This is a genomic window from Actinoallomurus sp. NBC_01490, from assembly GCF_036227085.1.
GTDB classification, from domain to species: domain Bacteria; phylum Actinomycetota; class Actinomycetes; order Streptosporangiales; family Streptosporangiaceae; genus Actinoallomurus; species Actinoallomurus oryzae.
Window position 1 is genome coordinate 8,017,097 of sequence record NZ_CP109433.1, and the last position, 26,823, is coordinate 8,043,919.

General features: G+C 70.8%; 27 protein-coding genes and 1 pseudogene. 14 read left to right on the forward strand and 14 right to left on the reverse strand.

Going from position 1 to position 26,823, the window contains the following annotated elements:
- Positions 1–30 precede the first annotated feature (30 nt).
- Positions 31–621, forward strand: coding sequence for an ArsR/SmtB family transcription factor (locus tag OG417_RS36910; protein WP_329239043.1), 591 nt, complete (start codon positions 31–33; stop codon positions 619–621).
- On the opposite strand, the gene murJ is transcribed toward OG417_RS36910, so the two are convergent.
- The gene (gene murJ / locus OG417_RS36915; protein WP_329239046.1) at positions 581–2,176 is read right to left on the reverse strand and encodes a murein biosynthesis integral membrane protein MurJ; all 1,596 of its coding nucleotides are present in this window, start codon (positions 2,174–2,176) and stop codon (positions 581–583) included. The genes OG417_RS36910 and murJ overlap by 41 nt on opposite strands.
- Positions 2,177–2,380: 204 nt before the next feature.
- Between murJ and OG417_RS36920 the strand changes: the two genes are divergently transcribed.
- Positions 2,381–3,808 (forward strand): aldehyde dehydrogenase, encoded by a 1,428-nt coding sequence (locus OG417_RS36920; protein ID WP_329239049.1) that lies wholly within the window; start codon positions 2,381–2,383, stop codon positions 3,806–3,808.
- A gap of 21 nt (positions 3,809–3,829) precedes the next feature.
- Here OG417_RS36920 and OG417_RS36925 read toward each other — a convergent pair whose 3' ends face one another.
- Positions 3,830–4,711, reverse strand: coding sequence for a cation diffusion facilitator family transporter (locus tag OG417_RS36925; RefSeq protein ID WP_329239052.1), 882 nt, complete (start codon positions 4,709–4,711; stop codon positions 3,830–3,832).
- 249 nt (positions 4,712–4,960) lie between these two features.
- Here OG417_RS36925 and OG417_RS36930 point away from each other — a divergent pair, with 249 nt between their 5' ends.
- Positions 4,961–5,554 (forward strand): hypothetical protein, encoded by a 594-nt coding sequence (locus OG417_RS36930; RefSeq protein WP_329239055.1) that lies wholly within the window; start codon positions 4,961–4,963, stop codon positions 5,552–5,554.
- 192 nt (positions 5,555–5,746) lie between these two features.
- On the opposite strand, the gene OG417_RS36935 is transcribed toward OG417_RS36930, so the two are convergent.
- From OG417_RS36935 to OG417_RS36950, 4 genes are all read right to left on the reverse strand, one after another.
- Complete coding sequence (locus tag OG417_RS36935; protein ID WP_329239058.1) at positions 5,747–6,100, reverse strand: hypothetical protein; 354 nt, start codon at positions 6,098–6,100, stop codon at positions 5,747–5,749.
- A 162-nt stretch (positions 6,101–6,262) separates the two neighbouring features.
- Positions 6,263–7,675 (reverse strand): serine/threonine-protein kinase, encoded by a 1,413-nt coding sequence (locus tag OG417_RS36940; RefSeq protein WP_329239061.1) that lies wholly within the window; start codon positions 7,673–7,675, stop codon positions 6,263–6,265.
- Between the two features lie 33 nt (positions 7,676–7,708).
- Positions 7,709–7,879, reverse strand: a complete 171-nt coding sequence (locus tag OG417_RS36945; protein WP_329239065.1) for a hypothetical protein — start codon at positions 7,877–7,879, stop codon at positions 7,709–7,711.
- Between the two features lie 214 nt (positions 7,880–8,093).
- Positions 8,094–8,363 (reverse strand): hypothetical protein, encoded by a 270-nt coding sequence (locus OG417_RS36950; protein ID WP_329239069.1) that lies wholly within the window; start codon positions 8,361–8,363, stop codon positions 8,094–8,096.
- A gap of 705 nt (positions 8,364–9,068) precedes the next feature.
- Between OG417_RS36950 and OG417_RS36955 the strand changes: the two are divergent.
- The 3 genes and pseudogenes from OG417_RS36955 to OG417_RS36965 all read left to right on the forward strand — a co-directional run.
- Positions 9,069–9,260, forward strand: a pseudogene (locus tag OG417_RS36955) (aldehyde dehydrogenase family protein); the annotation flags it as partial.
- 212 nt (positions 9,261–9,472) lie between these two features.
- Complete coding sequence (locus OG417_RS36960; RefSeq protein ID WP_329239072.1) at positions 9,473–9,904, forward strand: hypothetical protein; 432 nt, start codon at positions 9,473–9,475, stop codon at positions 9,902–9,904.
- 27 nt (positions 9,905–9,931) lie between these two features.
- On the forward strand, positions 9,932–11,074 hold the full coding sequence (locus OG417_RS36965) for a hypothetical protein (protein ID WP_329239075.1): 1,143 nt from the start codon (positions 9,932–9,934) through the stop codon (positions 11,072–11,074).
- 102 nt (positions 11,075–11,176) lie between these two features.
- Here OG417_RS36965 and OG417_RS36970 read toward each other — a convergent pair whose 3' ends face one another.
- Both OG417_RS36970 and OG417_RS36975 read right to left on the reverse strand, forming a co-directional pair.
- On the reverse strand, positions 11,177–11,845 hold the full coding sequence (locus OG417_RS36970) for a pentapeptide repeat-containing protein (RefSeq protein ID WP_329239078.1): 669 nt from the start codon (positions 11,843–11,845) through the stop codon (positions 11,177–11,179).
- Positions 11,846–11,854: 9 nt separating this feature from the next.
- On the reverse strand, positions 11,855–13,225 hold the full coding sequence (locus tag OG417_RS36975) for a HelD family protein (protein WP_442875776.1): 1,371 nt from the start codon (positions 13,223–13,225) through the stop codon (positions 11,855–11,857).
- 188 nt (positions 13,226–13,413) lie between these two features.
- On the opposite strand from OG417_RS36975, the gene OG417_RS36980 reads away from it, so the two are divergent.
- The 3 genes from OG417_RS36980 (at position 13,414) to OG417_RS36990 (ending at position 15,279) form a co-directional block, all read left to right on the forward strand.
- Positions 13,414–13,587, forward strand: coding sequence for a hypothetical protein (locus OG417_RS36980; protein WP_329239085.1), 174 nt, complete (start codon positions 13,414–13,416; stop codon positions 13,585–13,587).
- 87 nt (positions 13,588–13,674) lie between these two features.
- A complete protein-coding gene (locus OG417_RS36985) occupies positions 13,675–14,328 on the forward strand; it encodes a TetR/AcrR family transcriptional regulator (protein ID WP_329239088.1) in 654 nt (217 codons plus the stop codon).
- Positions 14,329–14,463: 135 nt separating this feature from the next.
- Positions 14,464–15,279, forward strand: a complete 816-nt coding sequence (locus tag OG417_RS36990; protein WP_329239091.1) for an alpha/beta fold hydrolase — start codon at positions 14,464–14,466, stop codon at positions 15,277–15,279.
- On the opposite strand, the gene OG417_RS36995 is transcribed toward OG417_RS36990, so the two are convergent.
- Both OG417_RS36995 and OG417_RS37000 read right to left on the reverse strand, forming a co-directional pair.
- Positions 15,245–16,327, reverse strand: a complete 1,083-nt coding sequence (locus OG417_RS36995) for a DUF1648 domain-containing protein (protein ID WP_329239094.1) — start codon at positions 16,325–16,327, stop codon at positions 15,245–15,247. The genes OG417_RS36990 and OG417_RS36995 overlap by 35 nt on opposite strands.
- Complete coding sequence (locus tag OG417_RS37000; protein ID WP_329239097.1) at positions 16,324–16,731, reverse strand: GntR family transcriptional regulator; 408 nt, start codon at positions 16,729–16,731, stop codon at positions 16,324–16,326. The genes OG417_RS36995 and OG417_RS37000 overlap by 4 nt, the downstream gene beginning before the upstream one ends.
- A 151-nt stretch (positions 16,732–16,882) precedes the next feature.
- Between OG417_RS37000 and OG417_RS37005 the strand changes: the two genes are divergently transcribed.
- A complete protein-coding gene (locus tag OG417_RS37005; protein ID WP_329239101.1) occupies positions 16,883–17,848 on the forward strand; it encodes a Gfo/Idh/MocA family protein in 966 nt (321 codons plus the stop codon).
- On the opposite strand, the gene OG417_RS37010 is transcribed toward OG417_RS37005, so the two are convergent.
- Positions 17,820–18,188: a hypothetical protein gene (locus OG417_RS37010; protein ID WP_329239103.1), complete on the reverse strand. Its 369-nt coding sequence runs from the start codon at positions 18,186–18,188 to the stop codon at positions 17,820–17,822. The genes OG417_RS37005 and OG417_RS37010 overlap by 29 nt on opposite strands.
- 29 nt (positions 18,189–18,217) lie before the next feature.
- Complete coding sequence (locus tag OG417_RS37015; RefSeq protein WP_442875597.1) at positions 18,218–18,796, reverse strand: MFS transporter; 579 nt, start codon at positions 18,794–18,796, stop codon at positions 18,218–18,220.
- A 14-nt stretch (positions 18,797–18,810) separates the two neighbouring features.
- Between OG417_RS37015 and OG417_RS54565 the strand changes: the two genes are divergently transcribed.
- The gene (locus OG417_RS54565) at positions 18,811–19,242 is read left to right on the forward strand and encodes a MarR family transcriptional regulator (protein ID WP_442875777.1); all 432 of its coding nucleotides are present in this window, start codon (positions 18,811–18,813) and stop codon (positions 19,240–19,242) included.
- On the opposite strand, the gene OG417_RS37020 is transcribed toward OG417_RS54565, so the two are convergent.
- Entirely contained in the window at positions 19,187–20,848 is a 1,662-nt protein-coding gene (locus OG417_RS37020; RefSeq protein ID WP_329239109.1) for an APC family permease, read from the reverse strand. The two genes, OG417_RS54565 and OG417_RS37020, sit on opposite strands and share 56 nt — an antisense overlap.
- A gap of 259 nt (positions 20,849–21,107) precedes the next feature.
- Here OG417_RS37020 and OG417_RS37025 point away from each other — a divergent pair, with 259 nt between their 5' ends.
- From OG417_RS37025 to OG417_RS37035, 3 genes are read left to right on the forward strand one after another with little or no spacing between them, the layout of a single operon-like run.
- Positions 21,108–21,710 carry a GNAT family N-acetyltransferase gene (locus tag OG417_RS37025; RefSeq protein ID WP_329239111.1) on the forward strand — a complete coding sequence of 201 codons (603 nt, stop codon included), beginning with the start codon at positions 21,108–21,110 and terminating at the stop codon, positions 21,708–21,710.
- Between the two features lie 26 nt (positions 21,711–21,736).
- Positions 21,737–21,970 carry an RNA polymerase sigma factor gene (locus OG417_RS37030; protein ID WP_329239114.1) on the forward strand — a complete coding sequence of 78 codons (234 nt, stop codon included), beginning with the start codon at positions 21,737–21,739 and terminating at the stop codon, positions 21,968–21,970.
- The gene (locus OG417_RS37035) at positions 21,963–23,093 is read left to right on the forward strand and encodes a CU044_5270 family protein (RefSeq protein WP_329239117.1); all 1,131 of its coding nucleotides are present in this window, start codon (positions 21,963–21,965) and stop codon (positions 23,091–23,093) included. Before OG417_RS37030 ends, OG417_RS37035 begins: the two co-directional genes overlap by 8 nt.
- Positions 23,094–23,184: 91 nt before the next feature.
- On the opposite strand, the gene metH is transcribed toward OG417_RS37035, so the two are convergent.
- A complete protein-coding gene (metH, locus tag OG417_RS37040) occupies positions 23,185–26,823 on the reverse strand; it encodes a methionine synthase (RefSeq protein WP_329239120.1) in 3,639 nt (1,212 codons plus the stop codon).

A 26,823-nucleotide genomic window follows, 5' to 3' on the forward strand; every position in this document is an offset into this window, starting at 1 on the left:
TGGCGGTAGTGTCACGCTTTACTGGCAGGTGTGACCGAAGTCGATCCGGTACTCCGCGCGCTCGCCCACCCGCTGCGGCTGCGGATGCTGTCGCTGATGTGGCCCGGGCCGATGTCCGCCGCCGAACTCGCCCGGGAGCTGGACGTCTCCCACGCTCTCGCCAGCCAGCACCTGCGCCGCCTCGACGCGGCCGGCCTGGTCGAACTGGCCGAGGAGCGCATGCGTCGCGGCGGCCGGGAGCGCCGCTACCGTACGGTCCGCGGCGCGCCGCTGTCCGAGCACGGCCCGCTGCTCGCCGAGACGCTGGCGCACACGTTGCGCGAACGCATCGGCCGCCGGGCCGACGACGGCGAGAAGGTGATCGTCGACGCCGAGCTGTGGGTCGACCCGCGTACGTGGCAGGACTTCCTCGCGCGGCTCGCGGAGCTCACGGCCGGGCTGCACGACGCCGCCCGGACGCCGCACTCGCCGGGCACGACGCCGGTCGGCGTCAGCGTGATGGCCTTCGCCCTGCAGGAGACGGCGCCGGACCGTACGGACGACGAGGACCGATCCCGGCCGGGGGCCGGGGCCGGCGGCGCTACATCGGGTGGAGCCGCAGCGCCGCGGTCAGCGTCCTGAGCTCGGTGATGCGCAGTGCGCGGGCGATGAGGGCGTAGAGCCCGCCGCCGGCGGCGGCCGCGGCGACGACGGTGAGGAGTGAGGCCGTCCAGGCGGTACCGGTCGCCGAGCCGATGGCCCATGCCGTACCGGCGGCGACGGGAGCGGCGAGGGCCGCGGCGACGAGCATCCGGACGTGGGCGTTCAGCAGGCGGTGCCCGTCGAGGCGGCCGATCCTGCGGCGGAGCAGGTACGCGGTGAGGAGCAGCCCGGCCGTGTAGGCGACCGCGGAGCACGCCGCGAGCGCGACGACCAGGTGCGGACCGTGGTCGAGCCGGGCGGCGGCCAGGCAGGTGCCGGCCGTGACGGCGGAGACCACCACGCTGAGCAGGGCCGGGGTCCGCGTGTCGCCGAGGGCGTAGAAGACGCGCAGCATGATCTGGTACGCGGCGAAGGGAACCAGCGCGAGCCCGTACGCGGCCAGGACCAGGCCGGTGAGGTGGGCCGCGGCGGGCGACGCGTTGCCGTGCGCGAACAGCACGGTGGTCAGGCGCGGGCCGAGCGTGATGAGGGCGGCCGCGACGGGCACCAGGACGACGCCGGTCAGCCGCAGGCTCTGGGACAGATCGGCGATGACGCGGCCGAGGTCGCGGTCGGCGGCGGCCCGGCTGAGCCGGGGCAGCACGCCGGTGATGACGGTGACCGCGATGACGGCGTAGGGCAGCTGGAACAGGGTGCCCGCGTTCGAGTAGACGGCGACCGCGCCCTGCCCGGCGTGGGAGGCGAGCCCGGTGATCACGATGAACACCGCCTGCGCGGCGGTCACCGACGCGATCGTCCAGCCGGACATGGCGGCGATCCTGCGGACTCCGATGCCGCGGGGGTCGGCGTGCAGCCTCGGCCGGAAACCGGCCCGGCGGCCGGACAGCAGGAGCACGGCCATCTGGGCGGCCACCCCGGCGCTCGTACCGATCGACAGCAGCAGCGTCTGGCCCTGGGTGAGGGACTCCAGCCTCCCGGTGCCGCCGATCAGCAGGAACGCCACGGCGGTGCTGATCACGACGACGTTGTTGGCCACCGGCGCCCACATCGGCGCGGCGAAACGGCCCCGCGCGTTGAGCACCGCGGACAGGGTGGCGCTCACCCCGGAGAAGAGGATCTGGGGCATGAAGTATCGGGTGAACACCACGGCGAGATGGCGCTGCGCGGGCGAGAACCCGGGCACGTAGAGGCCCACGATGAACGGCGCCGCCACGATCGTCACGATCACCACGATCGAGAGGCCGTAGACCACCAGGGACAGCAGCCGCTGGGCGAACAGGTCGCCGTCGACGCTCTCGTCGGCGGCCGTACGGACCAGGAGCGGCACCAGCACGCTGGCCAGGGCCCCGCCCATCACCAGCTCATAGATCGTGTTGGGGGTGACGTTCGCCGCCGTGTAGGCGTCCAGCAGCCGGGTGCCCAGGCCCAGCGCGGCCACCAGCGCCAAGGTGCGCAGGAACCCGGTGAGTCGCGAGACGGCGGTGGCCACGGCCATCGCCCGGCCGGCCTGTACCAGCCGCGGTTGCTCTGGCACGCGCTTCCTCTCCTTCAACCGGGAAGGGCCCTTTTCAGGGACGTGCAGCCCAGCGTACGAGCCGAGCGGACCGGACCCGGCTGTTTCGGCGAGGCACGCCCGGTCGCACGACCCGGTTCCGGCGGACGGTGGACAAGACACGGGACGGCGGCGAAGATGCCAAGCAAGCACTCGGTTACATTCCTCCCGCCTCCGGAGGTACGTATGCGGCAGCACGATCGGCTCTACATCGGCGGCGAGTGGGTCGCTCCCGCCGGCACCGGCACCATCGACGTCGTCTCGCCGCACACCGAGGAGGTCATCGGGCGCGTCCCCGAGGCGACACCCGCCGACGTCGACCGGGCGGTGGCCGCCGCGCGGGAGGCGTTCGACAACGGACCGTGGCCGCGCATGGAGCCGGCCGAGCGCCGCGCCGTCGTCGGGCGGCTGGCCGCGCTGTTCGGTGAGCGGCTCCAGGACATGGCCGAGCTGATCACCGAGGAGATGGGCTCGCCGATCTCGTTCTCCCAGCTCGGCCAGACCGGGCAGGCGCTCGCCGTGTACGGCTACTTCGGCGAGCTGGACGTGCCCTGGGAGGAGGAGCGCGCGGGCATGCTCGGGCCGGTCACCGTACGCCGCGAGCCGGTCGGCGTCGTGGCCGCGATCGTGCCGTGGAACGTCCCGCAGTTCATCATCGCGCTCAAGCTCGCCCCGGCCCTGGTCGCCGGCTGCACCATCGTGATCAAGCCGGCGCCGGAGACGCCCCTCGACGCGTACCCGCTCGCGGAGATGCTCACCGAGGCGGGCGTGCCCAAGGGCGTGGTCAGCATCGTCGCGGCCGGCCGCGAGACCGGCGAGTACCTCGTACGGCACCCGGGCGTGGACAAGGTGGCGTTCACCGGCTCGACGGCGGCGGGCCGCCGGATCGGCGCCATCTGCGGCGAACAGCTCAAGCGCTGCACCCTCGAGCTCGGCGGCAAGTCGGCGGCGATCATCTGCGACGACGCCGACCTGGACGCGACGATGGGCTGGCTCAAGCTCGCGTCGCTGATGAACAACGGGCAGGCCTGCATCGCGCAGACCCGCATCCTGGCCTCGCGCGGCCGGTACGACGAGGTCGTGGGCGCGCTGACCGAGACCGTACGCGGCATGCGGGTGGGCGACCCGGCCGACCCGGCGACCGAGATCGGCCCGCTCGTGGCCGCCCGCCAGCGCGAACGCGTGGAGAACTACATCCGCATCGGTCAGGACGAGGGAGCGAAGGTCGCGCTCGGCGGGGCGGGGCGCCCCTTCGACCGCGGCTGGTACGTGACGCCGACCGTGTTCGCGGGCGTCTCGAACGACATGCGGATCGCCCGCGAGGAGATCTTCGGCCCGGTGCTCGCGGTCATCCCGTACGAGGACGAGGACGACGCCGTACGCATCGCCAACGACAGCGACTACGGCCTGGCCGGCACCGTCTGGACCGTTGACGCCGAGCACGGCCTCGACATCGCCCGCCGCGTACGGACCGGGACGTACGGCGTCAACACGTACATGATCGAGTCCTCGTCGCCGTTCGGCGGCTACAAGTCCAGCGGCGTCGGCCGCGAACTCGGCCCCGAGGGTCTTTCCGCCTACCTGGAGTACAAGTCCATCGCCCGGCTCTCCTGAGCACTCCTCCGGCGGCCAGGTTCATCCGCGGGCGTCCTCGACGGTGACGGCGACCTCGGTGACGGCCGGCATGTGCAGCAACTCGTCGCGGAGCCGGTCGACCTGGCCGACCAGCTCGTGTGCCGGTGCGGCGCTCGCCGCGGGCACCGGTGCGACGCGCACGATGACCAAGAGTTGTCCCGGCCCCACGAAGATGACGTCCAGGGCCGGCACATGGGCGATCCAGCCGTGCCGGGCGATGGCCTCCCGGATCGGCCGCACCACGTCCTCGGGCGCCGCTTCGTCGATGAGCAAGGACTTCGACCGGCGCGCGAGCCGGAGTGCCACCGTGATCAACAGCAGCCCGATGCAGACGCTCGCCAGGCCGTCCGACGCTCGCCAGCCGGTGAGCAGTTGCAGGACCAGCGCGGCGAGCGCGAGCGCGATGCCGACGAGCGCGGCGGAGTCCTCCAGATAGACCGTGGACGTGGCGGGGTCGGACCCCCTGGCCAGATGCTCGAGGATCGTCCGGTCCAGTTCGCGCGCACGGGTGAGCACCTGTCTGCGCGCCACGCGCCACGAATATCCCTCGAAGCACGCCGCCGCGACGAGGACGACGACGCCGATCCACGGCGAGACGAGCGGCTCCGGCCGCATGAGGCTACGGACTCCCTCGCCGATCGACAGCACCCCACCGAGCACGAATATCCCCAGCGCGGCCAGGAGCGCCCAGAAATAGCGCTCTTGACCGTAGCCGAACGGATGCCGGGGATCCTCTTTCCTCTTCGACCTGTGCACGCCGATGAAGAGCAGGACCTCGTTGCCGGTGTCGGCGATCGAGTGCAGCGTCTCCGCCCACAGGGCGGCGGATCCGGTGATGAGCGCGGCCACGCCCTTGGCCAGCGCGACGAGAAGGTTGGCCACGACGGCCGTCAAACCGTACGGAGCGTCGCGCCGGTCTGATCGTCGTGCCCGTTCTGCGGCTGCCTCATGAGCTTTCCCCGACCCGCCGGTGATCGGTGGGGCGGCGCTCTCGTCGCCCTTCCCGGGCCTCTCCGGCTGTGAACTCGGCGCCGGACCGGGCCTGCCCGCCGACGCCCGGCGGCACATGGTTTCGATCACAGAGGGTAGCTGCAAGGTGGAGCGAGCGTATCCGGCCGACAGGGAGATCAGATGCCTTGGTCCGAGCACAGCGGATCCCTGCCTCGCTTCGGCGCGGACCTGCTACGGACGGCGCTGGCGGGCATCGTGGTGGCGGCGGTCTCGTCCTGCGGGCAGGGAGGTGCCGGAAAATGGTTCCCCAACCGCGCGGCGAACGGACACGTCGGAAAGATGTTGCTGCGCAACGTCTTCATCCTCGTGCCCTCCGCGAGCCCGACGCCCCGCACGACGGGTGGTGCCAGTGCCGCCGGCTCGGCACCGCTGTACTTCAGCCTGGTCAACGAGGCGCGGAGCGCCGATCGACTGGTCTCGGTGAGTGCCTCCGGGGTCGCGACGTCCGTCCGGATCGTCGGCGGGCCGATCGTGGTACCCCCGAGAAAAGCGGTCTACGGCTCCCAGTTCCCGCAGGCGACGCTCGAGGGCCTCAGCTCGCCACTCCGGCCACCGCACCGGGTCCAGGTCCGGTTCGTCTTCGAACACGCCGGCACGGCGACGATGAACGTGCCGATCAAACTGCACGCCAACGCTCCCTGGTCCACCTTCTCGCTGACCCCGTCCCCGGCGCCGCCTGGCCGCCCGACCCCTTCCGTCACTTCACCGCGCTGATCGGGATGCCGGTCGGCACCGCCCGCACGATTTTGCCCAGCGCCGAAACCGCTTGCCAGTAGCAGGTCAGCGCCCGGCTGCCCTTGCGGGTGCCGCGGCGTCGCCGCTCGGTGCGCAGCAGCCGGTGGCAGTAGCAGCACTGACGCCTCCGGAGGGGACTGCGCGAAGGACGCCGATTAACGGGCCGGAGGACTACAAATCCCCAACCTCCGTCATGCCTGCGGCACCCGTGAACCACTCGAGGTGCCCGCAGTAGGCCTGCGATTCCACACCTCGGACCGCGTCCGTCCCGCTTACCTCGTTGCCCTTCGCGTAATAGGTGAAGCCTCGGCCGTCCGAGCACTCGATCGTGATCCAGTAGGCACTGTGGGTACTGGTCTCCCGGCAGCTTCCCCCCGCTCCCGTGCCGCCGCTGAACTCGTGCCAAGAACAGGGCGCAGCGCTCGCCGGGGCGGCCAAAGCCACGATGCCCGCCATGCCGGCGGTGGCGGCAAGAGCCGCGGCCGTGGTGCGCTTGATCATCGATTTGCGCATGTACTTGTGCATCCGAGCTTCACTCGCTTTCTGAGGTCGATACGGACGTGCGCGGACGTGACCACGGCATCTCCCGCTCCACCGCCTACCGCTATCTCGATGAGGCGAAGGCGGTCGCAGCCGGAGAACACCACGCTGCCGTGCGTTCTTCGCCCTTCGACCGCCGATGGTCGGTCAGCTGTGGCAGTACCAGGTGTAGGGATTGTCGGCATCGGTGAATGACGCCGACACGTTCGGGTCGTGGTACTGGTACCGGCACACGGCGTTCGTGTCGATATCGGTGTCTTCGCCGTTCGACGTGTGGCAGTGCCAGCTGTAGACGTTATCGGCGGTGAGCACGAGATCACCCTGGCCTACGTGCCGGCACCAGGCCGTAAGGTCCAAGCCCCCGAGGCGGCTGGAGGATGGACGCGGAGACGACAGGCTCGACGACGCCGTGCTCGACGACGCCGTGCTCGGGGCCACGGACGTGCCCGATGCGTTGGCCGCGCGATTTCCGTCGCCGCTGTTGTAGACGATCAGGATGAACGCCAGCAGCACGCCCACGAGCACGACCGCTCCGACCCCGATCGCGATCGCGATCGGGGCACTGGACGGCCGCCCGGCGGACCGATCAGGCGCCTTGTCCTCCGTGACGGCGACAGCCGAGCGGCCCCCGTCGGGCGAGAGGAAGACGAGTGTGGACCGGGCGTTCGGATCCTTGACGAAGCGGGCGACCTCGGCGCGCTGAGCCGAGATCATCTGCTGAATCGGCTCGGGCCACGGCTGAAGGGACGGGGCGATACGGCCGACCGGCTCCCGCAGCCGGGCGGCCGTCGGCCGGTCGGCCGGGTCCTTGGCAAGGCAGGGCTCGATGATCGCCCGTAGCCGGTCGGAGATCGACGCCAGGTCGGCCTGGGAGTGGACGATCTTGTAGAGCGTCTGCGCCGCCGTCGGCGCGGCGAACGGGCTGGTGCCGGTGCATGCCATGACCAGCACACAGCCGAGAGAGAAGATGTCTCCGGCCGGCGTGAGCCGCCGGCTCTCGGCCTGCTCCGGAGCCATGTATGAGGGTGTGCCGACCAGCCACCCGGTATGAGTGAGCTGGGAGCCGCCGGTGTCGTCGGCCGCCCGCGCGATGCCGAAGTCGATCACTCTGACGCCGTCGCCGGTGAGCAGGACGTTGGAGGGCTTGAGATCCCGGTGCAGGAGACCGGCTCGGTGAACGTCGGCCAGGGCGGCCGCCAGGCCCGCGGCCAGACGCAGCGCCGATGCCTCGGGAAGCGGGCCGACCGCCTCGATCGCCTCGAGCAGTGAGGGCCCCACCACGAACTCCGAGGCCAGCCACGGAACCTGTGCGTCCGGGTCCGCGTCGATCACCGCCGCCGTGTACGCGCCGGAGACCTTGCGCGAGGCGTCGACCTCCCGCCGGAACCTGGCGCGGAATCCGTCATCTTCGGTGAGCCGGGCGTGTACCTGCTTCACGGCGACCAGCCGGCCGTCCGGCGAACTGCCGAGGAACACCCGCCCCATACCGCCCCGGCCCAGTTCGGCGAGGATCCGATACGACCCGATCGATGCCGGATCGGACGTCTCCAAGGGCCTCACGGTGACTCCTCAACGGCGGTGTCCGCGGTGACGTCAGACCAGCGCGGAAGCAGATATCAGCGTCCTTATATTAACGACGCGTACGCGGGCGAAGATCAACAGTCCGAATGTTGCACGCTCGCCGTTGATGTGATCGCGCGGTTTCCGGCGTCGCCCGAAGAAGTGGTGCACCACGCGATTGAACAGGTCCACCGAAATCGCCATTCCGGCTCACGAAGCCCAGGGGCGGTTGTGCGGACGAACCGCGAGCGGGCGCTGTCGGAGCTCACAACGTCGCGTGGGCGTGAGCGCACGGTCTGGTGGTTCGAAGACGAGGAGATCTGGGGCGCCGACGGCGACGATGTCGCATCCCTGCCATCGGATGACACGGTAGGCGATCGGCCGGTGTTGCACCGAGGCTGGTACGTCAGACCGACCGTCAGGTGTCACGAACGACATGCGGATCGCCCGCGTCGGCGGCGTGGAGGAGGACGCGCGCGCCATGAAGCGAAATATTAGTGGAGTAGTACGCGACAGCCTCGTCGCCCAGTCCGGCCACCGTCTTCGGCTGAGCATCGCGCGGATCCGAAACCAGGTCCGAAGGCCGCTCCTGCGAGGAGAAGCCGGTCAGCGCGTCTGTGGGCTCCTTGCCCACCTGGAATTCGACCCGGATCACCCGCTCACGGTCGCCCGGCTTACGACGGCACATCCGGGGCAGGGTGGATCTCTGGAGTACCACAGACAGGTCGCAGCCCGGCCGGCGGCCACCGGCGTCGGGGTCCCCAGGGTGAGCCTGTGCACCGTGTCAGCCGACACGCCGCAATCATTCGGGGCCTTCGTGATGACCGGCCCGGCGGGCATCGGATCGGGCCTGCCGGGTAGGTGCCGGCAGCTTCGGCTCGTCAGAACCTCCCGGCCAGGCGAGCAAGACGACGCCGAGCAGCAGCACGGCCACGACGGCGACCGCTCCTGTGGTCGGCCACCTGGACCACCGCCGTCGTCGGGTGGTCTCGCCGACGGCGGGAGCGGGTGGCGGGGAGGAGAGCTCCGCCGCGATCAACGAATGGCTCCACTCGCTTGCGGCAGGGCCTGGTGTGTGTTGGGGCGATTCTTGTGACATGGGAAATCTTCAATGTCATAAGAATGCCTTGAACGGACACCCCCTCCCTCGGGAGGGGCATACGTCCGGTTCGGTCGCGTTCTTGGCATTGCCGCGCGTCACGATCCACACCGCACACACCCCGGACGCGGTCTTCACAGTGCAGATGCAGGACCACCAGGACACCAGGCCACCGCGCAGCACGACAGCGAGAGGCCATGAGCACTCCACAAGGGGTCCGGCGCCTGGACGCCGGCCCAGGCCGATTCGCCATTATCGAGGTGCTCTCGCCGGGCTCGTGCCGCCGGCACCGTCTGGACCGCCGACCCCGAACACGGCCTCGGCATCGCCCGACGCGCACGGACCGAAACGTACGGCGTCAACACCTGCATGATCGAATCCTCCTCACCGTTCGACGGCTGCAAATCCAGCGGTGTCAGCCGCGAACTCGGCCCCGCAGGACTGTCCGCCTACCTGGAGTACAAGTCCATCGCCCGGCCCGGCTAAGCCCTAAATTACGGTCTAAACCCCGATCGCAGCCACCGCTTACAGCACCACTTTGTCTTCGCCCCACCAGGCGCACGGGAACGCCCCCTCGCCCACGAGCGGCTGTGCACGCTTTTTGGCAAGTGCCGGTGCACGCTTTGGCGACACAGGACCCGACCTGCTACTTAAACTGGCGTCCACTATCACCCGGCGAGATCACGGGGAGACTCTGCATGGGGATGTCGAACGATCTTCCAGCACAGCACGGTCTACAGAGTAATAACCTGTACGACCGCTGGCCCGGGGCGCAGCCGCCCATGGAATCCGAACACAAGGTAAGCCTCAGCATCACCCACAACGAGGTGCTGGATCTAGCACGCGATCTCGCCAAGTACCTCGAGTATTTCGCATCCGACAAGGGCGAGGCGCACCAACAGATCAAACGGACGTCGAGCATCAGCGCCGACGAGGTCGGCGGTTGGGAGGGCGGCCAGGACTTCTATGACACCATGACACAGGCCAACTCCTCGATCACCAAGGCCCACGCGAGATTCATCGAGACCTACAAGGCCGTGCTCGAAAGGCTGCTCCACTCAACGACCACCTACGCGGACGCCGAGGAGAGCGCGAAACAGAGCGTACTCAACATCCTGAAGAAGATCTGAGACGACTCACCGCTCTGGAGAAGCAGGATGAGCGATTACCTGACCTTCGATCTCAAGACGAAAAAACAGCCTACCAACGACTCGAAAGTCTGGGATTCGATTGCTATCTACCACTTTGTCAGCCGGGCTCGGCCGGACAAGGTAGAAAATATCGGCCAGGAGTATCAGAAGGCCGCCGCCAGTTACGACAGGATAGCCTCCTTCATCCGCCGGGTCGCCGGCAAGATCCACGACAAGTGGAATGACGGCTCGGGATCCGTCTCCGCACAGCGTCAGCTGGCGCAGCTCTACCAGGCCGCACAGGAGGTAAGTCATGCATGCAACACAGTCGGCAAACCGATCGAACATCACGGCAAGGTATCTTTGGCGGATTTTAGACAGCAAATCACGCACGGGCCGCTTGCCGAGCGCTACAGGACCGGAATAGTCAATTATGTCGATCCAAACTCTGTCGGCTATGAAATCTCATCATATTCCCCGTTTGATCCGACCGATGATACAGAGTTTGGTGCCCGACATCTTTTGAGCGAGCACATAAAGAAGACGCAGAGCACGTACGCCGCCATCCCCAACCAGTTCTTCGTCGACCTGCCGCTGGCCGCCAAGAAGAGGAGCCCGCCACGCAAGACGGCGAACCCGCCTCCCCACGGTGACGACGACGGCACCGGCACCTCTTTTGCCGGAACCGGCGCCACGCCCGGTTCCACCACCGCCGGTCTGCCGGTCGGCTACGACCCGGGCGGCCCGGCGTATCCCAGCACCGCAGCCGGCTCCGGCCAGGGGACCGACCTGTCCGGACTGGGCCGGCCCCCGAGCCTCGTCCCCTCCCCCACGAGCGGCACCGGCCTGGCAAGCACCAACCCGTACACGAACCGGCCGCCCGTTTCGCCGCCGCACGCGGGCGCCGTCAGCGGTTCTCCCACCGGAACGAGCCCGTTGGTCGTACGCAGCGGCCGGTCCGACGGACTTCCCAGCGCCGCGCAGAACGCGCAGAACGCGGCAACCGCCGCACAGGAAGCCGCCGCCCGAGGGCCGTCGACCGTTCCCTTCATGCCCGTCGGCGGGAAGGATGCGGAGAAGAAGGAGCGCGAGCGCACGATCTGGGTGTACGAGGAAGACAAGATCTGGGGCGCGGACGACGACGATGTCGCACCCCCGCTCATCGAGTGACACGGTGCGCGATCGGCTGGTGTGCGCGACGGACGGCCGCGGGCGCGCGGCCGGACCGGCATCCCGCCGGGCCGGTCCGAGGGCGCCGGCCGACGGCCGCCGTCAGTCCTCGATCGTGATGCCCAGGGCCGCCGCCAGAGTGTGCACGAGACCTTGTGCGTCGGCGGCCCGTACGGTCGCGCCGCGCAGGCTTTCGACGCCGCTGAGTCCCCACAGGTCGCAGCCGGAGAACACCGCGCCGCCCGTCATCACGGCCTGGCTGAACCGCACGCCTTCCATCCGGCAGTTCTCGAACCGGCAGGCGGTGAACTCCGCGCTCTGGAAGTCGACCTCGGTGAGGTTGCAGTCGCGGAAGACGACATGACGGAACCGGCTCATCCGGAACCGCGCCAGGTCGGCCCGGCACCCCTCGAACACCACGTCGCGGAACGAGCAGCCGCCCCAGCTCGCCCCGGTCAGGCGGCAGCGTTCTAGGCGCGCGGTGACGACGACGCCGTTGGAGACGTCGAGGTTCGCCAGGTCGCAGCCGGCGAACTCCACGTCGGACAGGCTCGCGCGGGGCAGGACCGCGCCGGCGAGCCCCGCGGCGTCGAACCGGCAGCCTTCGACGTCGAGGCCGTCCGCCCGGCTCCCCGGCGGAACGCTCCCGCCGAACTCGGCGGACAGGCAGACCCCGTCATCGGCGAGGAACATCTCCGCGAGCCGGGTGGAGGTGAGCTGGGCGGGAAGCTTCGGTGGCGCGGGATGGCGCAGCGTACGTCGGGTGGGCACCGGTCGAACCTACCGGCCTCCGAGCGCCCGGTCAGCGACGCGACGGTACGGCGTCCCCGAGCGGCTCACCAGGACGGCCGAGCGGAGCCCGGCGTCGGTGACCGCGCGGTGCAGCGCGGGGAGGTCGGCGTCGGCGGCGATGAGCCCGACGGACCCCTCCCCCGCCAGCGCCTCCCGGCACGCCGGAACGGTCGAGTCCGCGAGCCGGCCGGGGGCGCCCTCGGTGACGCGCAGCGCACCGGTGGAGCGGCGGGCGGACGTGGGAACGCGAACACCCGGGGCGATCCGCGGGAGCAGGCGGGCCGCGTAGTCGATGATCTGGGCGGGCACCCGGTAGCCCCGGCCCAGCTCCACGATCCGGCCGCCGGGCCTGCCGAGGTGGGCGAGGAGGGCCGGCCAGTCGCCGACCGCCGCCGGGCTGGTGGCCTGGGCGAGGTCGCCCAGGACCGTACAGGAGCCGCCGGCCCGGCGTGCGACGGCGCGGCACTGCATCGGGCTGAGATTCTGCGCCTCGTCGACGACCACGTGGGCCAGGCCGCGCCGCCGTTCGACCAGGTGGGCGGCCTCGTCGATGAGGGCGAGGTCGGCCACCGACCACCGGGCCGACTTCGGGCCGCGCGGCCGGCCCGGCAGGAGCACGGCCGACTGTTCCTCCGCGTCGAGCAGGCCGTCGGCGGCACGGGCGAGTCGCCGCGGGTCGGTGAGCAGGCCCAGGACGAGCCGGACCGGGTCGGCCTTGGGCCACATCGCGGCGACCGCCGCCCTGACCTCCCGGCACCGCCGCACCTGGGCGTGCGTACGGCCCTCGCAGATCTTGCCGCCGGCCTCCATCCGGCACAGGACGGCGCTCGCGATGTGGTGGGGCAGCAGCTCGCGGCCGGCGCCGTACGACACGGTGCCTCCCCGGAGGTCGTCGAGGATCTCCGCGAGCTCGTCCCCGGCCACACGCCGGCGCCGCCCGTTCTGCTGGACGACGAGATCCTCGGCCGGTGACCGGAGCAAGGACCACAGGTCGTCGCGTTCGGTGTAGAGCAGGTAGGCGAGGCGGTGCAGGCCGACCGCCGTCTTTCCGGTGCCGGGCGCGCCCTGGACGCACAGGGTGTGCTCCAGCGGGGCGCGTACCAGCTCGTCCTGCTCGGGCTGGATGGTGGCGACGATGTCGTGCATCGGCCCGGAGCGGGGCCGTTCGAGCTCGTCCGCGAGGAGGGTGCCGCCCCGGGTGTCCGTGGTCCACGCGGCGTCCAGGGCCTCGTCCTCGTACGCCGTGATCTCGCCGTCGCGGTCGAAGCCGTGGCGGCGACGCCTGCGTACGCCCATCGGCTCCTCCGGGCCGGGCCGGTAGAAGGCGGACGCGATCGGAGCGCGCCGGTCGACGACCATCGGCACGCCCGCGGCGTCGCGGACGCCGCGCCGCCCGATGTTGAGGACGTCGCCGTCACGTCCGTGGGCGCCGGAGTCGTCGTGAACGCTGCCGGGAGGGTAGTCCAGCCGGCCGAAGAACAGGGGGACGGCGGGCAGGTCGGCCAGTCGCTCGGCACGTCTCGCGCGGGGCACGGCGGAGGACCTCGTTGTTGTACTTGTCCCGTCATGTCGCCCAGCGGCGTCTCCGTGGCGAGAACGTCCTCGCGCATGCGCCGCAGCGCCTCGCGGCACGCGCGCAGGTGGGCGCGCTCGGCGCGGAGTTCAGGGTCGGCGGCGCCTGCGGCCGGGTCGTGCATCGTGACCACCTCTTCGTGCCCTGAGCTTGGCAGCGCATGATATCTAACCGAGTTAGAACATTAACCGAGACAAAATCCTTCCTCGGTTGGCGCTTCTGCTACGCTCGGCGCATGGCGGAGCCGGGGCTGAGAGAGCGCAAGAAGCAACGCACGCGTGAGGCGATCTCGAACGCCGCGTTCGCCCTGTTCGAGGAGTCGGGGTTCGACGGCGTGTCCGTCGCCGACATCGCGGCCGCCGCCGAGGTGTCCAAGCCGACCCTCTTCGCCTACTTCCCGACCAAGGAGGACCTGGTGCTGCACCGGTTCTCCGACCGGGAGGGCGGGCCGGCCGAGGTCGTACGCGGCCGGGCACCCGGGGCGTCACCGCTCGCCGCGCTGCGCCGCCGCTTCCTCGACGGGCTGGACCGGCGCGAGATCCTCACCGGCCTGAACGACACACCGCAGGCCCTCGTGTTCCACAACCTGCTCTACTCGACGCCGTCACTGGCCGCCCGCCTGACCGCCCACATGCTCCGCGCCGAGGCCGCTCTCGCCGAAACGCTCGCCGAAGCCGACGCCGACGCCGACGATGACGGCGTTTCGGCGCGGGTCGCGGCCGCGCAGATCTTCGGCACCCAGCGGGTCCTGGCCGACCGCAACGCCGACGACATGCGTGCCGGACGCAGCGCCGACGACGTCCACCCCGAGGCGGTCGCACGCGCCGAGACCGCGTTCGACCTGCTGGAGCACGGCCTCGCCGCCCGGTTCGGCAAGGCCGTCCGCTGATGGCCGGCGCGACGGTACGGGCGAGCACGACCGCGAGACGGCACAGGTCGCGCGACCGCGAGATCCCTTCGTCCCCGACCCGCACCGGCCCGGCGCAACGACCCGACACGCCCCGATCAGGAGAGCATCCGGCAAATGCCTAAGCTGCCGACATATCACTTCTCCGGCCGTGACGGCCTGGAGCTGGCCTACCACGAGATCGGCGAAGGGCGCCCTCTCGTGCTGCTCCACGGGTTCGCCGCCAACGCGTCGCAGTGGGTCGACCACGGCTCCGCGGCCCTCATCGCCGAGCAGGGCCACCGCGTCATCCTGCCGGATCTGCGCGGCCACGGTGACAGCGCGCGGCCGCACGACCCGGCGTCCTATCCGCCCGACGTCCTGGCCGACGACGGGCTCGCGCTGATCGACCGGCTCGGGCTGGACGACTACGACCTCGGCGGCTACTCGCTGGGCGGGCGGACCGTCCTGCGGATGCTGGTCCGCGGCGCCCGGCCGGCCCAGGCGATCGTGGCGGGTCAAGGACTCGCCGCGATCAGCCGTACCACCGGCCGCGACGGCCTGTACCGCCGCGTCCTGACCGCCCTCGCCGACCGGGACCCCGTCGAGCCCGGATCGGCGGAGGAGGAGTCGGCCCGCTGGATCACCCTTGCCGGCGGTGACCCGCAGGCACTCCTCCATGTCCTCGACACGCTCGTCGCGACGCCCCACGCCGCCCTGCGCCGGATCGCGACTCCCACGCTCGTGGCCGTCGGCGAACAGGACCACGACCACGCCTCCGCCGACGCGCTGGCCGCCGCACTGCCCAACGCGCGGTTCGCCCGGGTGCCGGGGCACCACTTCACCGCGCTCACCAGCCCGGAACTCACCGGCGCGATCCTGGCCTTCCTCGGCGACCGGCCCCACGAGCCGGGCGGGACTACCGGCCTCCGAGGGCGCCGATCAGCACCATGACGAGGAGGAGCCCGCAGATCAGCCAGGTGACGGGCCGGGCCAGGTTGAGCGTCCAGCCGAACCCGAAGCGCTTGGGCACGAACACGGCCGGGTCGTCGGGGTTGTAGTAGAAGATCCCCAGCCGGTAGAGACGGTCGTCGTCGCGGTTGACCGTACCCGCGCGGCCGGCCGCCGGGCCGCCGAGCCGCAGGCGGCTGCCACCCTGCCCGACGCGGATCACGACGACGAGGATCGCGGCGGCGCCGAGGACCGCCGGGACGACGTTCAGCGCGGCGATGACGGGGCCTGGCGGGCTGATCAGGTGCCAGTTCGCCAGCGAGCCGAAGAGGAACGTCACGCTCGTGCAGCCCGCGAGTACGAGCAGCGCCCGCGCGGACGCCGCGACGAAGCGACGGTGCCGCGTGGCCGCCTGCGGGTCCTCCGCGTCGAGTTGGGCGCGGCTCCGCAGCGCGACGCCCGCGATCGCCAGGAGCAGGATCGTCGAGGCGACCTGCGCGAGCACCGGCCCGAACGCCGAGGCGAACGACTTGGCGGCGTAGTGGTCCGGCCGCCCGGCCGGGCCGAAGTGGATCGCCAGGCGCGCGGGCATGCCCGGGTACGCGACGGCGCCGATGATCACCGTGGCGAGCGTGAGCACGGCCGCGGGCGCGGCCCAGAGCCAGGGGTAGCGCTCCGGATCGGTGCGCAGCGAGGTGTCGGCGACCGCGACCTGCCGCCGCCCGCCGAACCAGTCCTCCGCCACCTTGACCTCGGTGATCCGGCGACGGGCGTGCAGGTAGCAGGCCACGCCGGCGAGCAGCTCGACGCCGACGGCGGCCGGGGCGGCCCACGGACGGCCCACGTACAGGGCGCCCACCACGACGACGACCGCCACGACGCCGGTCACCGCGCGGTAGCGGCGCCGCTGCGCGGCCACGACCGGCGCGCCTGCGCGGTCGCGCGGCACGCGGACGCCGAACGGGGTGGTCGGCGGCACGAGAGACGGCATCAGCCAGTGCATGACGCCGACGAGCAGGACGGGTACGGCGGTGACCACGGCAACAGTCATGATCGGCTCCCCACATCCGATCCGGTACGGAAACCATCGAGGATCGCCCGGCAGCGGCGCTCGATCTCGGCCCCGGGCAGCCCCTGGGCGACGGCCTCGGCGAGCAGCGTGCGCGCCCGCGTCTCCCACTCGGTGGCGACGCCGTCGCCGGGCGGCCCGGAGGCCGGGTCACGGACGACGACCGCCCCCGTACGCCGGGCGAGCCGGAGGAGCCCTTCGCGGCGCAGCTGGTCGTAGGCCTTGTTGACCGTGTGCATGTTGATCCCGAGGTCGGCGGCGAGCTGCCGGGTCGGAGGCAGCGAGTCGCCGGCGCGCAGTTCGCCGCCGGCGATCGCCTCGACGACGCGGTCGCGGAGCTGCTGGTACAGCGGTACGTCGCTGTCAGCCTCGACGAGCAGGATCATGCCCTCACCCTTCGATGTGTTGCTCTATAACAACTAGAACATTAGATCACGCGGGGAGGTCGGAGGGGAACACCTTCCTCCGACGCCGACTCGTCCCGGCATTCACCGCGAATCGCCTATGTGGGGACGATTCCCCGTACGATGTCCGATCGTGACGATTCGATGGGGGATCCTGGGCACCGGCGGGATCGCGCGCACGTTCACCGAGGACCTGCTCCACGTGGGGCACGAAGTGGTGGCGGTCGGTTCACGCGCCGCGCACACGGCCGAGGCGTTCGCGGACCGGTACGGCATCGCGCGGGCGTACGGGTCGTACGCCGAGCTGGCCGCCGACGACAAGGTCGACGTCGTCTACGTCGCGACCACGCACAACGTGCATCACTCCGCCGCCCGTACGTGCCTGGAGGCGGGCCGCGCGGTGCTCGTGGAGAAGCCGTTCACCACGACGGCGGCCGACGCGCAGGACCTCGTCGCCCTCGCGCGCGAGCGGAACCTGTTCGCGATGGAGGCGATGTGGACGCGGTTCAACCCGCTGATCGCCCGGGTGCGCGCGCTGGTCGCCGACGGCGCGATCGGCGACGTGAAGGCGGTGTACGCCGACTTCTCCGAGAACTTCCCCTTCGACGCCGCCCATCGGCTGTGGGCGCCGGACCTGGCGGGCGGGGCCCTGCTCGACCTGGGCGTGTACCCGGTGTCGTTCGCGTGGATGCTGCTCGGCGAACCGGCCACCGTACAGACGGTGACGACGCCCGCGCCGACCGGCGTGGACTCCAACACCGGCATCCTGTTCGGCTACGAGTCGGGCGCGGTGGCGCTGCTGCACTGCGGGTTCCTGGCCAAGTCGCCGCAGACCGCGACGGTCACCGGCACGGCGGGCTGGATCGAGGTGGCCGGGCCGTTCTGGCACCCGTCCGCGATGACGCTGCACCGCGACGGCGCTGAACCGGAGACGTTCCGCCTGGACGTCAACGGCCACGGCTACACCTACCAGGCCGAGGAGGTCGCCCGCTGCCTCGACGCCGGCCTCACCGAGTCGCCGGTGATGCCGCTCGACGAGACCGTCGCCATCCTCCGCACCCTGGACACGATCACCGCGCGGCTGACCGCCGAGTCCTGAGGCCGGGTGCGGGCGCCGTGCGCGCCCGGTCCCTGCGCAGGATGTAGACCGCGACGGCGAGACCTGCCGATGTGAGGACGGCGCCCACGAGGGAGATCGATCGCAGTCCCGGGCCGTCGATGATCGTTCCGCCCAGCCAGCCGGCGAGCGCGGCGGCCAGCTGGAAGCCGGAGGCGTTGACCGCCACGGCCAGTGTGGGAGCCGCCCCGGCCGTGGTCAGGACGCGCGTCTGCATGCCCGGGACGATGGCGAACGCGAGCACGCCGAGGACGAAGGTGACGACCGCCGCGAGCGGCCGGACACCGCCGAGCAGCCAGAACAGCGCCAGGGCCACGGTCAACGCACCGAGTAGGCCGGTCAGGGACGGCATCAGCGCCCGGTCCGCCAGCCGGCCGCCGAGGAGGTTCCCGGCGACCGCGCCGGCGCCGTAGACCAGCAGCAGGGGGACACTGCCGGCGGAGAACCCGCCGACGTCGGTGAGCCGTGCTGGCCGATGAAGGTGCCGATGGGCGTGCCGAGGACGATGCCCAGGTTCATCCCCACGGCCACCTTCGCAACGGTCGAGGCCTGCCGGCCCGCCGGCGCCATCCCGACCGCGGTGGCGATGGCGACGGCGAAGAAGGTCGCCACCACCGAGCCGGCGAGGAACCGCGCCGGCAGGAGAATGGCGTAGTTCGGGGCGAGCGCCGACCCCAGGTTCCCGACGACGGACACGGTGACGAGGGCGGCGATGAGCGGCTTGCGGGCCAGCCGCGCGGTCAGCACAGTGACCACCGGCCCCCCGACGATCATGCCGAGTGCGTAGGCGGTCACCAACAGCCCGGCCGCGGGAATCGACACCCCCAGGCCGGCGGCCACGTCCGGCTGGATGCCGGAGATGACGAATTCGCCGGTCGTAGGCTGAAGACCACCAGCATGAGCGCGAAGACGGGAAGCGGCACCGGACATTCCAATCGCTGGGGATCACCGCGACCCAGGTCGTCGCTCTGCGCGAGCTGTCCGACCCGATCACCGCGCGCGAGCCGGCCACCAGGATGGTCTGCGAGCCTTCGAACGTGACGTACGTCCTCGACCGGCTCGAAGGGCAGGGCATGATCGAGCGCAGGCCCCATCCCACGGACCGCCGCGCCAAACAGCTCGTGCTGACACCGGTCGGCCGGCGTTACCGGGCCGACGTGCTCGCGCGCCTGAAACGCCCACTCCCCGCTCGCCCCGCTCAGCCCCGCCCAGCAGGAGTCCCTGCGCGAGCTGCTCCAGGCGCTCATCGCGTAACGCGCCGAGAACCGGCACGAGCCCCGCTCTCACCGGAGAACGGGGCTCGTGCCGAGAGCGGGGGGCTCAGTCGGCGAGTGCGGGTTCGGCGTCCACCTCGTCGTGGGGCAGTTCGGCGATGATCTCGCGTACGCGCCGGCCGGGCAGGCGTACCTTGACCGCGATGACGTAGATCACCACGCTCCAGACGGCGTTCACGACGAAGCCCATCACGAGGCCCTTGATGACGCCACGGCCACCGTCGTAGTCGCCCAGATAGCTGATCAGCGCGATGCCGGCCAGCCACGGGATGACCCACGACGCGCCGGCCTTCCATTCCATCTTGGGCGTGAGCTGGCCGGTCGCCGCGAAGATCGCCATCAGGACGTACCCGAGGAGGACGATGACGAAGAACTTCCAGTTGGTGTTCCAACCGGTCCAGTAGATGATCAGGTTCGCCGAGAAGAAGGCCAGCAGCGGGATCGTGTCGCCGCCCCAGAGCCGGAACGGACGATGCTGGTCGGGCAGCTGACGGCGCAGCGCCGCGTGCGCCAGCGGTCCGGAGCCGAAGGACATGACCGTCGCGGAGGTGACCAGGCCGACGAGCTGCTGCCAACTCGGGAACGGCAGCAGCATGATCGCCGAGACGACGAACGTGATGATCAATGACACCCACGGCACGCCGCGTCTGCTCAGCTTGCCGATGCCCGCGGGCGCACCGCCGTTGCGCGCCATCGTGTAGCCCAGCCGGGACGTGACGGCGGAGTAGACAAGGCCCGTGTCGCCCGGGGAGACCACGGCGTCGATGTACAGGACGGTGGCCAGCCAGCCCAGGCCGATCGCCGTGGAGACCGCGGCGAGCGGGCCGAAGTCGTTCGTGAACGACAGCTTGGACCAGCCGTGCGCCAGGTCACCTCCGGACAGCGCGCCGATGAAGGCGATCTGCAGGAGCACGTAGATGGCCATACAGAGGATGACCGAGCCGATCACCGCGAATGGAACGTTCCGCCGGGGGTTGTCGCTCTCCCCGGCCAGCTCGATGGCCTGACGGAAACCCAGATACGAGAACGTGATGCCCGACGTGGAGATCGCGGTCAGCATGGCCTTGCCGCCGGCCGGGGCGAACCCGTGGTCGGAGAAGTTGGCGGCGTGGAACGCGGTGACCAGGAACGCCACCACGACCACCATGATCACGACGAGCTTCCACCAGACCAGCACGTTGTTGATCTGGGCGAAGAACCGCACCCCGATCGCGTTGATCACGCAGAAGGCCGCGAGCAGCAGGAGAGCCACCACGATGCCGACCGGCGTCAGCGTGTGCACCGGCTCGCCGTCGACCAGGTGCTTGTCGGTGAAGTGGTACCACTTGGTGGCGTACTGCAGCACGCCGGTCGTCTCGATCGCCGGTACGACCGCCGCGGCGACCCAGGTTATCCATCCCATCGAATAGCTGGCGAAGCCGCCGAAGGCGTACATCGGGAAGCGGATGACGCCCCCGGTGACCGGGAACATGGTGCCGAGTTCGGAGAACGACAGGCCGATGAACACGATCATCACGCCGGCGATGGCCCAGGAGAAGATCGCGGCGGGGCCGGCGATGATGCTGGCGTTCATCGCCCCGAACAGCCAGCCCGATCCGATGATCGAGCCGACCCCGGTGAAGAGCAGGCCGATACGCCCGATGTCGCGGCGGAGATGCCTGCTCTCCTCGCCTCCGGGTGCTCGTGAAGTATCTGTGGCCGCTGTCATGCAGCTCCTCTCTTGCCAGACCGCGGCTCCGAGGCAGGCCCGTAGCGTTACGGCCTCGCGTGAAAACCCTTGTGCTGCCCAGAGGGAAATGGGCAGCACATTTACCACGTTGCGGCACGTTACTCCCCATAACCGTCGGAGTTAAGCGCGTGATCGCATTCTCGAGCGCTCTCGAAGCGTCCGCGGCCGCCCCGAGCCGTCGGCCGGTTCGCCGGTCTTCCACCGCGTCGCGGCCGAGCGCGAGCGGCATGATGGGCGCATGCCAGAGCTTGTGGAGCCCGCGGTGCCGGCCGGGCGGATGGGCGGGCGGCCGCAACCGTGCCTGTCCGTGGACGAACTCACGATCCGTCCCTGGACGCCGCCGGACGTGCCGGTCCTCGTCGCGGCGTACGCGAACGAGGACATCCGCAGGTGGCACGCCCGCTCCCTGACCGAGGACGAGGCCGGGGAATGGGTGTCCGAGCGGACGGACCGCTGGAGGCGCGAGGCCGGCGCCGACTGGGCGGTCGCCGAGGGCGACACCGTGCTCGGGCGCGTCGGGATCCGCCGGCTCTCCCTGGCCGAAGGGCTCGGCGAGGCGGCGTACTGGGTGCTACCGGCGGCGCGCGGTCGCGCCGTCGCCGCCCGCGCGCTGACGGCGGTGACCGACTGGATGTTCGCCCTCGGCCTGAACCGCATGGAACTCGCGCACTCCACCCTCAACCGCGCCTCGTGCCGGACCGCGGAGAAGGCCGGCTACGCGTACGAGGGGACGATGCGCGGGCACAGCCGGCACACCGACGGCTACCACGACATGCACCTGCACGCCCGCCTGGGGGCGGACAAGCCGGGCGCGAAGGGAGCGGCGGTTCGTCGCGCGTGAAAGCGGGCGGGCGCATCGGGTGAGACATGGGTGACCGCCTGCGAGGCCGGCTCTCGAGCGCGCTCGCCGAACTGCCCGCCAGGGACCGGGACGTGGTGCTGCTCGTCGCGCTCGCCGGGCTGAGCCACGAGCAGGTGGCCACGGCGCTGGACATCCCGTACGGCACGGTCGGATCGCGGCTGAACCGGGCCAGGCGAAAACTACGCGAGGCGCTGGGCGGGACCAATCCACTTCTCGGTCTGGAGGACAACGATGGATGAGCTCCGGATGGTCCGCGACCTGTACGTACCGCCTGAGCCGGCTCCGCCGCAGGAGGTCGCGGCGGCCCGCGCCCGCCTCGACGCGGTGATGCGGACCCGGCGCTCGCGACCGCGCTGGGCTCTGCGCGGGGCCGCTCTCGGCGCCACCGCGGCGGGGGTCGCGCTCGCCGTGACGATCTCCGTGACGTCGCCGCGCCCCCAGATGACCAGGCCGGCGGGTCCGTCGGCCCGCACGGTCCTGCTCGACGCCGCGCTGAGCGCCGACCGGCAGCCGGTGACGAAAGGCAGGTACTGGTATGTGGACTCGCGTATCCGCTGGCTGCAGAAGGTCAAGGCCGGCGGCTACCTGATCCGCAGCACGGCCCAGAGTGAGAACTGGCGGCCGGCCGGCTCGTCGAGCGCCGTGGGCACCATGCACTTCCTCGGAGCGCGTCCGGCGACACCCGCCGACGAGGTCGCCTGGCGGAAGGCCGGTTCGCCCCGCACCTTCCTGACCGTCGAGGGGAAACGGGTCAGCGGCAAGGCCGGGAGCGTGACGGTCGACATGAGGGGTTCGGACCTCGACATGAGCAGCTTCGCGGCGCAGGCGGACCTGGACGAACTCCGCGGGGTCCCGCAAACCCCGGACCGGCTCCGGGCCTGGCTGCTCGCGCTGCCGCAGAGCCCGGCCGGGCCACACCCCGGTCCGACGACGTTTCCCAAACCGGGTGCGCCGAGTCCCTCGCCTCCCGGGCCTCTGACACAGGCCGGGCTCAACTACTGGCTGTTCGTCCAGGGCGTGAGTTTTCTCCTCTACTCGCCGATCACGCCGAAGGCCCGTGCCGCGGCCTTCCAGATGCTGGCCGAGCTGCCCGGGGTGAAGCTCATCGGCACGGTGCGCGATGCGGACGGACGTCAGGGCACCGCGGTCGCGATGGACCAGCTCGATCCGGGCGATCGGCCGCTGCGGATCCAGCACCGTCTGGTCGTCGACGCAGAAAAGGGACGAGCGCTCGCCGACGAAGAGGTGGTCCTCGGGCCGAACACCATCTACCCGGGGCTGTCTCCCGGAGCCGTCGCGAGCACGACGACCGTCCGGTCGGCCGACTGGACGGACAAGGCCGGCTGGAAGAGCGGCCACTGATCGCGGCTTGACCGCACGGTCCTGGGACCGGTCCCAGGACCGTGTGCGGATGTCCGTCCACGCACGGCGGCCACAGAGCCGCCGCGAGCGGTCAGGACTCGTCGGGGTCGTAGGCCAGATTGGGGCGCAGCCAGCGTTCGACCTCGGCGATGTCCAGGCCGCGACGGCGGGCGTAGTCCTCGATCTGGTCGCGGCCGAGTCGGCCCACGGTGAAGTACCGCGACGACGGGTGGGCGAAGATCAGGCCGCTGACGGCCGCCGCCGGGGTCATCGCGTACGACTCCGTGAGGTCCAGGCCGGCCTTGGTGGCCTCCAGGAGCTCGAACAGGTCGCGCTTCTCGCTGTGGTCCGGGCTCGCCGGGTAGCCGAGGGCCGGGCGGATGCCGCGGAAACGCTCGGCGTGCAGGTCCTCCAGCGACGGCTCGGCGTCCGGCTCGAACCACTCGCGGCGCGCCTTCAGGTGGACCCATTCGGCGAACGCCTCGGCGAGACGGTCGGCGAGCGCCTTGACCATGATCGACCGGTAGTCGTCCTGTTCGGCCTCGTACTCGGCGGCGAGGTCGTCGGCGCCGTGCACGGCCACCGCGAAGCCGCCGAGGTGGTCCCCGGACGGGGCCACGTAGTCGGCCAGGGAACGGTTCGGCCGGCCCTCCGGCTTGGCGGTCTGCTGGCGCAGCATCGGCAGGCGCACCGTGTCGCCGGCGCCGGTCTCGATCACGATGTCGTCGTCGTCGGAGTGTGCGGGCCAGAACCCGTACACGCCCTCCGCGCGCAGCGAACCGGCCGCGATGATCTCATCGAGCAGGGCGTTCCCGTCGTCGTACAGCTCCCGCGCCACCGGCTGGTCCAGGATCGCCGGGTACTTGCCCTTCAGCTCCCAGGCCAGGAAGAAGAACTGCCAGTCGATCATCTCGCGCAGCTCGGCCAGGTCCGGGCGTACGGTGCGCAGGCCGGTGAAGGCGGGGGTCGGCAGGTCGTCGAAGGAGACCTTCTCGCGGTTGGCGCGGGCCTCCTCCACGGTGAGCAGCGGACGCTGCTTGCGGCCGGCGTGCTGCTCGCGCAGGCGTTCCTGCTCTTCGCGGTTGGCGACGGCGAGTGCCTCGGAGCGCTCCGGGTCGAGCAGGTCCGACAGCACGCCGACGACGCGCGAGGCGTCCAGCACGTGCACGGTGGTGGCCTCGTACGCCGGGGCGATCCGCACCGCGGTGTGCTGCCGCGAGGTCGTCGCGCCGCCGATCATCAGCGGCAGCTTCAGGCCGCGGCGCTGCATCTCGTTCGCGACGCCGACCATCTCGTCCAGCGACGGGGTGATCAGCCCGGACAGGCCCACCGCGTCGGCGCCCTCGGCGACCGCCGTGTCGAGGATCTTGGCGGCCGGGACCATGACGCCCAGGTCGACGACCTCGTAGTTGTTGCAGCCGAGGACGACGCCGACGATGTTCTTGCCGATGTCGTGCACGTCGCCCTTGACCGTGGCCAGGACGACCTTGCCGTTGCCGCGGCTGGTGTCGAGACGGCCCTCCCGGCGGGCCTGTTCCTTCTCCTCCTCCATGAACGGCTCGAGGTAGGCGACCGACCGCTTCATCACGCGGGCGCTCTTGACCACCTGCGGCAGGAACATCTTCCCCGAGCCGAACAGGTCGCCGACGACCTTCATGCCGTCCATGAGCGGGCCCTCGATCACGTCGAGGGGACGCGCGGCCTTCTGCCGGGCCTCCTCGGTGTCCTCCACGATGTAGTCGACGATGCCGTGCACGAGCGCGTGCTCCAGCCGCTGCTCGACCGGGCCCTCGCGCCAGGACAGGTCGACGGTGCGCTGCGTGCCCTTGCCACTGACCGTCCCGGCGAAGGTGACCAGCCGGTCGGTCGCGTCCTCACGCCGGTTGAAGATCACGTCCTCGACGAGTTCGAGCAGGTCGGCCGGGATGTCCTGGTAGACCGCGAGCTGCCCGGCGTTGACGATGCCCATGTCCAGCCCGGCGCGTACGGCGTGGAACAGGAAGGCCGAGTGCATCGCCTCGCGCACCACGTCGTTGCCGCGGAAGGAGAACGACAGGTTGGAGATGCCGCCGCTGGTGCGGACGCCGGGGCAGCGCTCCTTGATCAGCGGCAGCGCGTCGATGAACGCCTTGGCGTACCCGTTGTGCTCGGCGATGCCGGTGGCGACGGCGAGGACGTTCGGGTCGAAGATGATGTCCTCGGGCGCGAAGCCCGCCTGCTGCGTGAGCAGGTCGTACGCGCGGCCGCAGATCTCCACCTTGCGCTCGGTGGTGTCGGCCTGCCCCTGCTCGTCGAAGGCCATGACGACGACGCCGGCGCCGTAGTCGCGGATGCGGCGCGCCTGCTGCAGGAAGGCCTCCTCGCCCTCCTTGAGGCTGATGGAGTTGACCACGCCCTTGCCCTGCACACAGCGCAGCCCGGCCTCCAGCACGCTCCAGCGCGAGCTGTCGATCATGATCGGGATGCGGGCGACCTCGGGTTCGGTCGCGATCAGGTTGAGGAACGTGGTCATGGCCTGCTCGCTCTCGAGCAGGTCGGCGTCCATGTTCACGTCGAGGAGGTTCGCGCCGCCGCGCACCTGCTCCAGCGCCACGTCGACGGCGGCCTGGTAGTCGTCGGCCTCGATCAGCCGCCGGAAGCGGGCCGAGCCGGTGACGTTGGTGCGCTCGCCGATCATGACGAAGCCGGTGTCCGGACCGATCGCGAACGGCTCCAGGCCGCTGAACCGCGTACCCGGCGTGACCTGCGGAACCCGGCGGGGCTCCACGCCCTTCACCGCGTCGGAGATCAGCCCGATGTGCGCCGGGCTCGTGCCGCAGCAGCCGCCGACGATGTTGACCTGACCGGCGGAGGCGAACTCGCCGACCAGCCGCGCGGTCTCCTCCGGGGTCTGGTCGTACTCGCCGAAGGCGTTGGGCAGGCCGGCGTTCGGGTGGCAGGCGGTGTAGGTACCGGCCAGCTGGGACAGCTCCGCGACGTACGGGCGCATCTCCGCGGCGCCCAGGGAGCAGTTCACGCCGACGACGAGCGGCTCGGCGTGCTCGATCGAGCTCCAGAACGCCTCGACGGTCTGGCCGGACAGCGTGCGCCCGCTCTGGTCGACGATCGTCACCGAGATCCACAGCGGCAGGTCCGGCGCGACCTCGCGGGCGGCGGTGATCGCCGCCTTCGCGTTGAGCGTGTCGAAGATCGTCTCGATGAGGAGCAGGTCGACGCCACCCTCGGCGAGCGCCGCGATCTGCTCGGCGTACGCGGCGCGGACGTCCTCGAAGGAGACCGCACGGTACGCCGGGTCGTCGACGCGGGGCGACAGCGACAGGGTGACGTTCAGCGGGCCGACCGAGCCGGCCACGAAGCGCCCACCGGCCTCGTCGGCGGCCCGGCGGGCGAGGTGGGCGGCCGCGAGGTTCATCTCGCGGACGTACTCCTGGAGGCCGTAGTCGGCCTGGCCGATGCTCGTGGCGGTGAAGGTGTTGGTCGTCGTGATGTCCGCGCCGGCGTCGAGGTACTGCCGGTGGACGTCGAGGACGACGTCCGGACGGGTGAGGTTGAGCAGGTCGGGGTCGCCGGTGACGTCGCGCGGATGATCGGTGAAACGATCTCCGCGGTAGTCCTCCGGCGTCAGCTTGGCGCCCTGGAGCATAGTGCCCCACGCACCGTCGAGCACCACGACGCGCTCGGTGAGCAACTCCCTCAGCGCACTCGTGGTCTGGCGTTCGTTCTTGTCCAC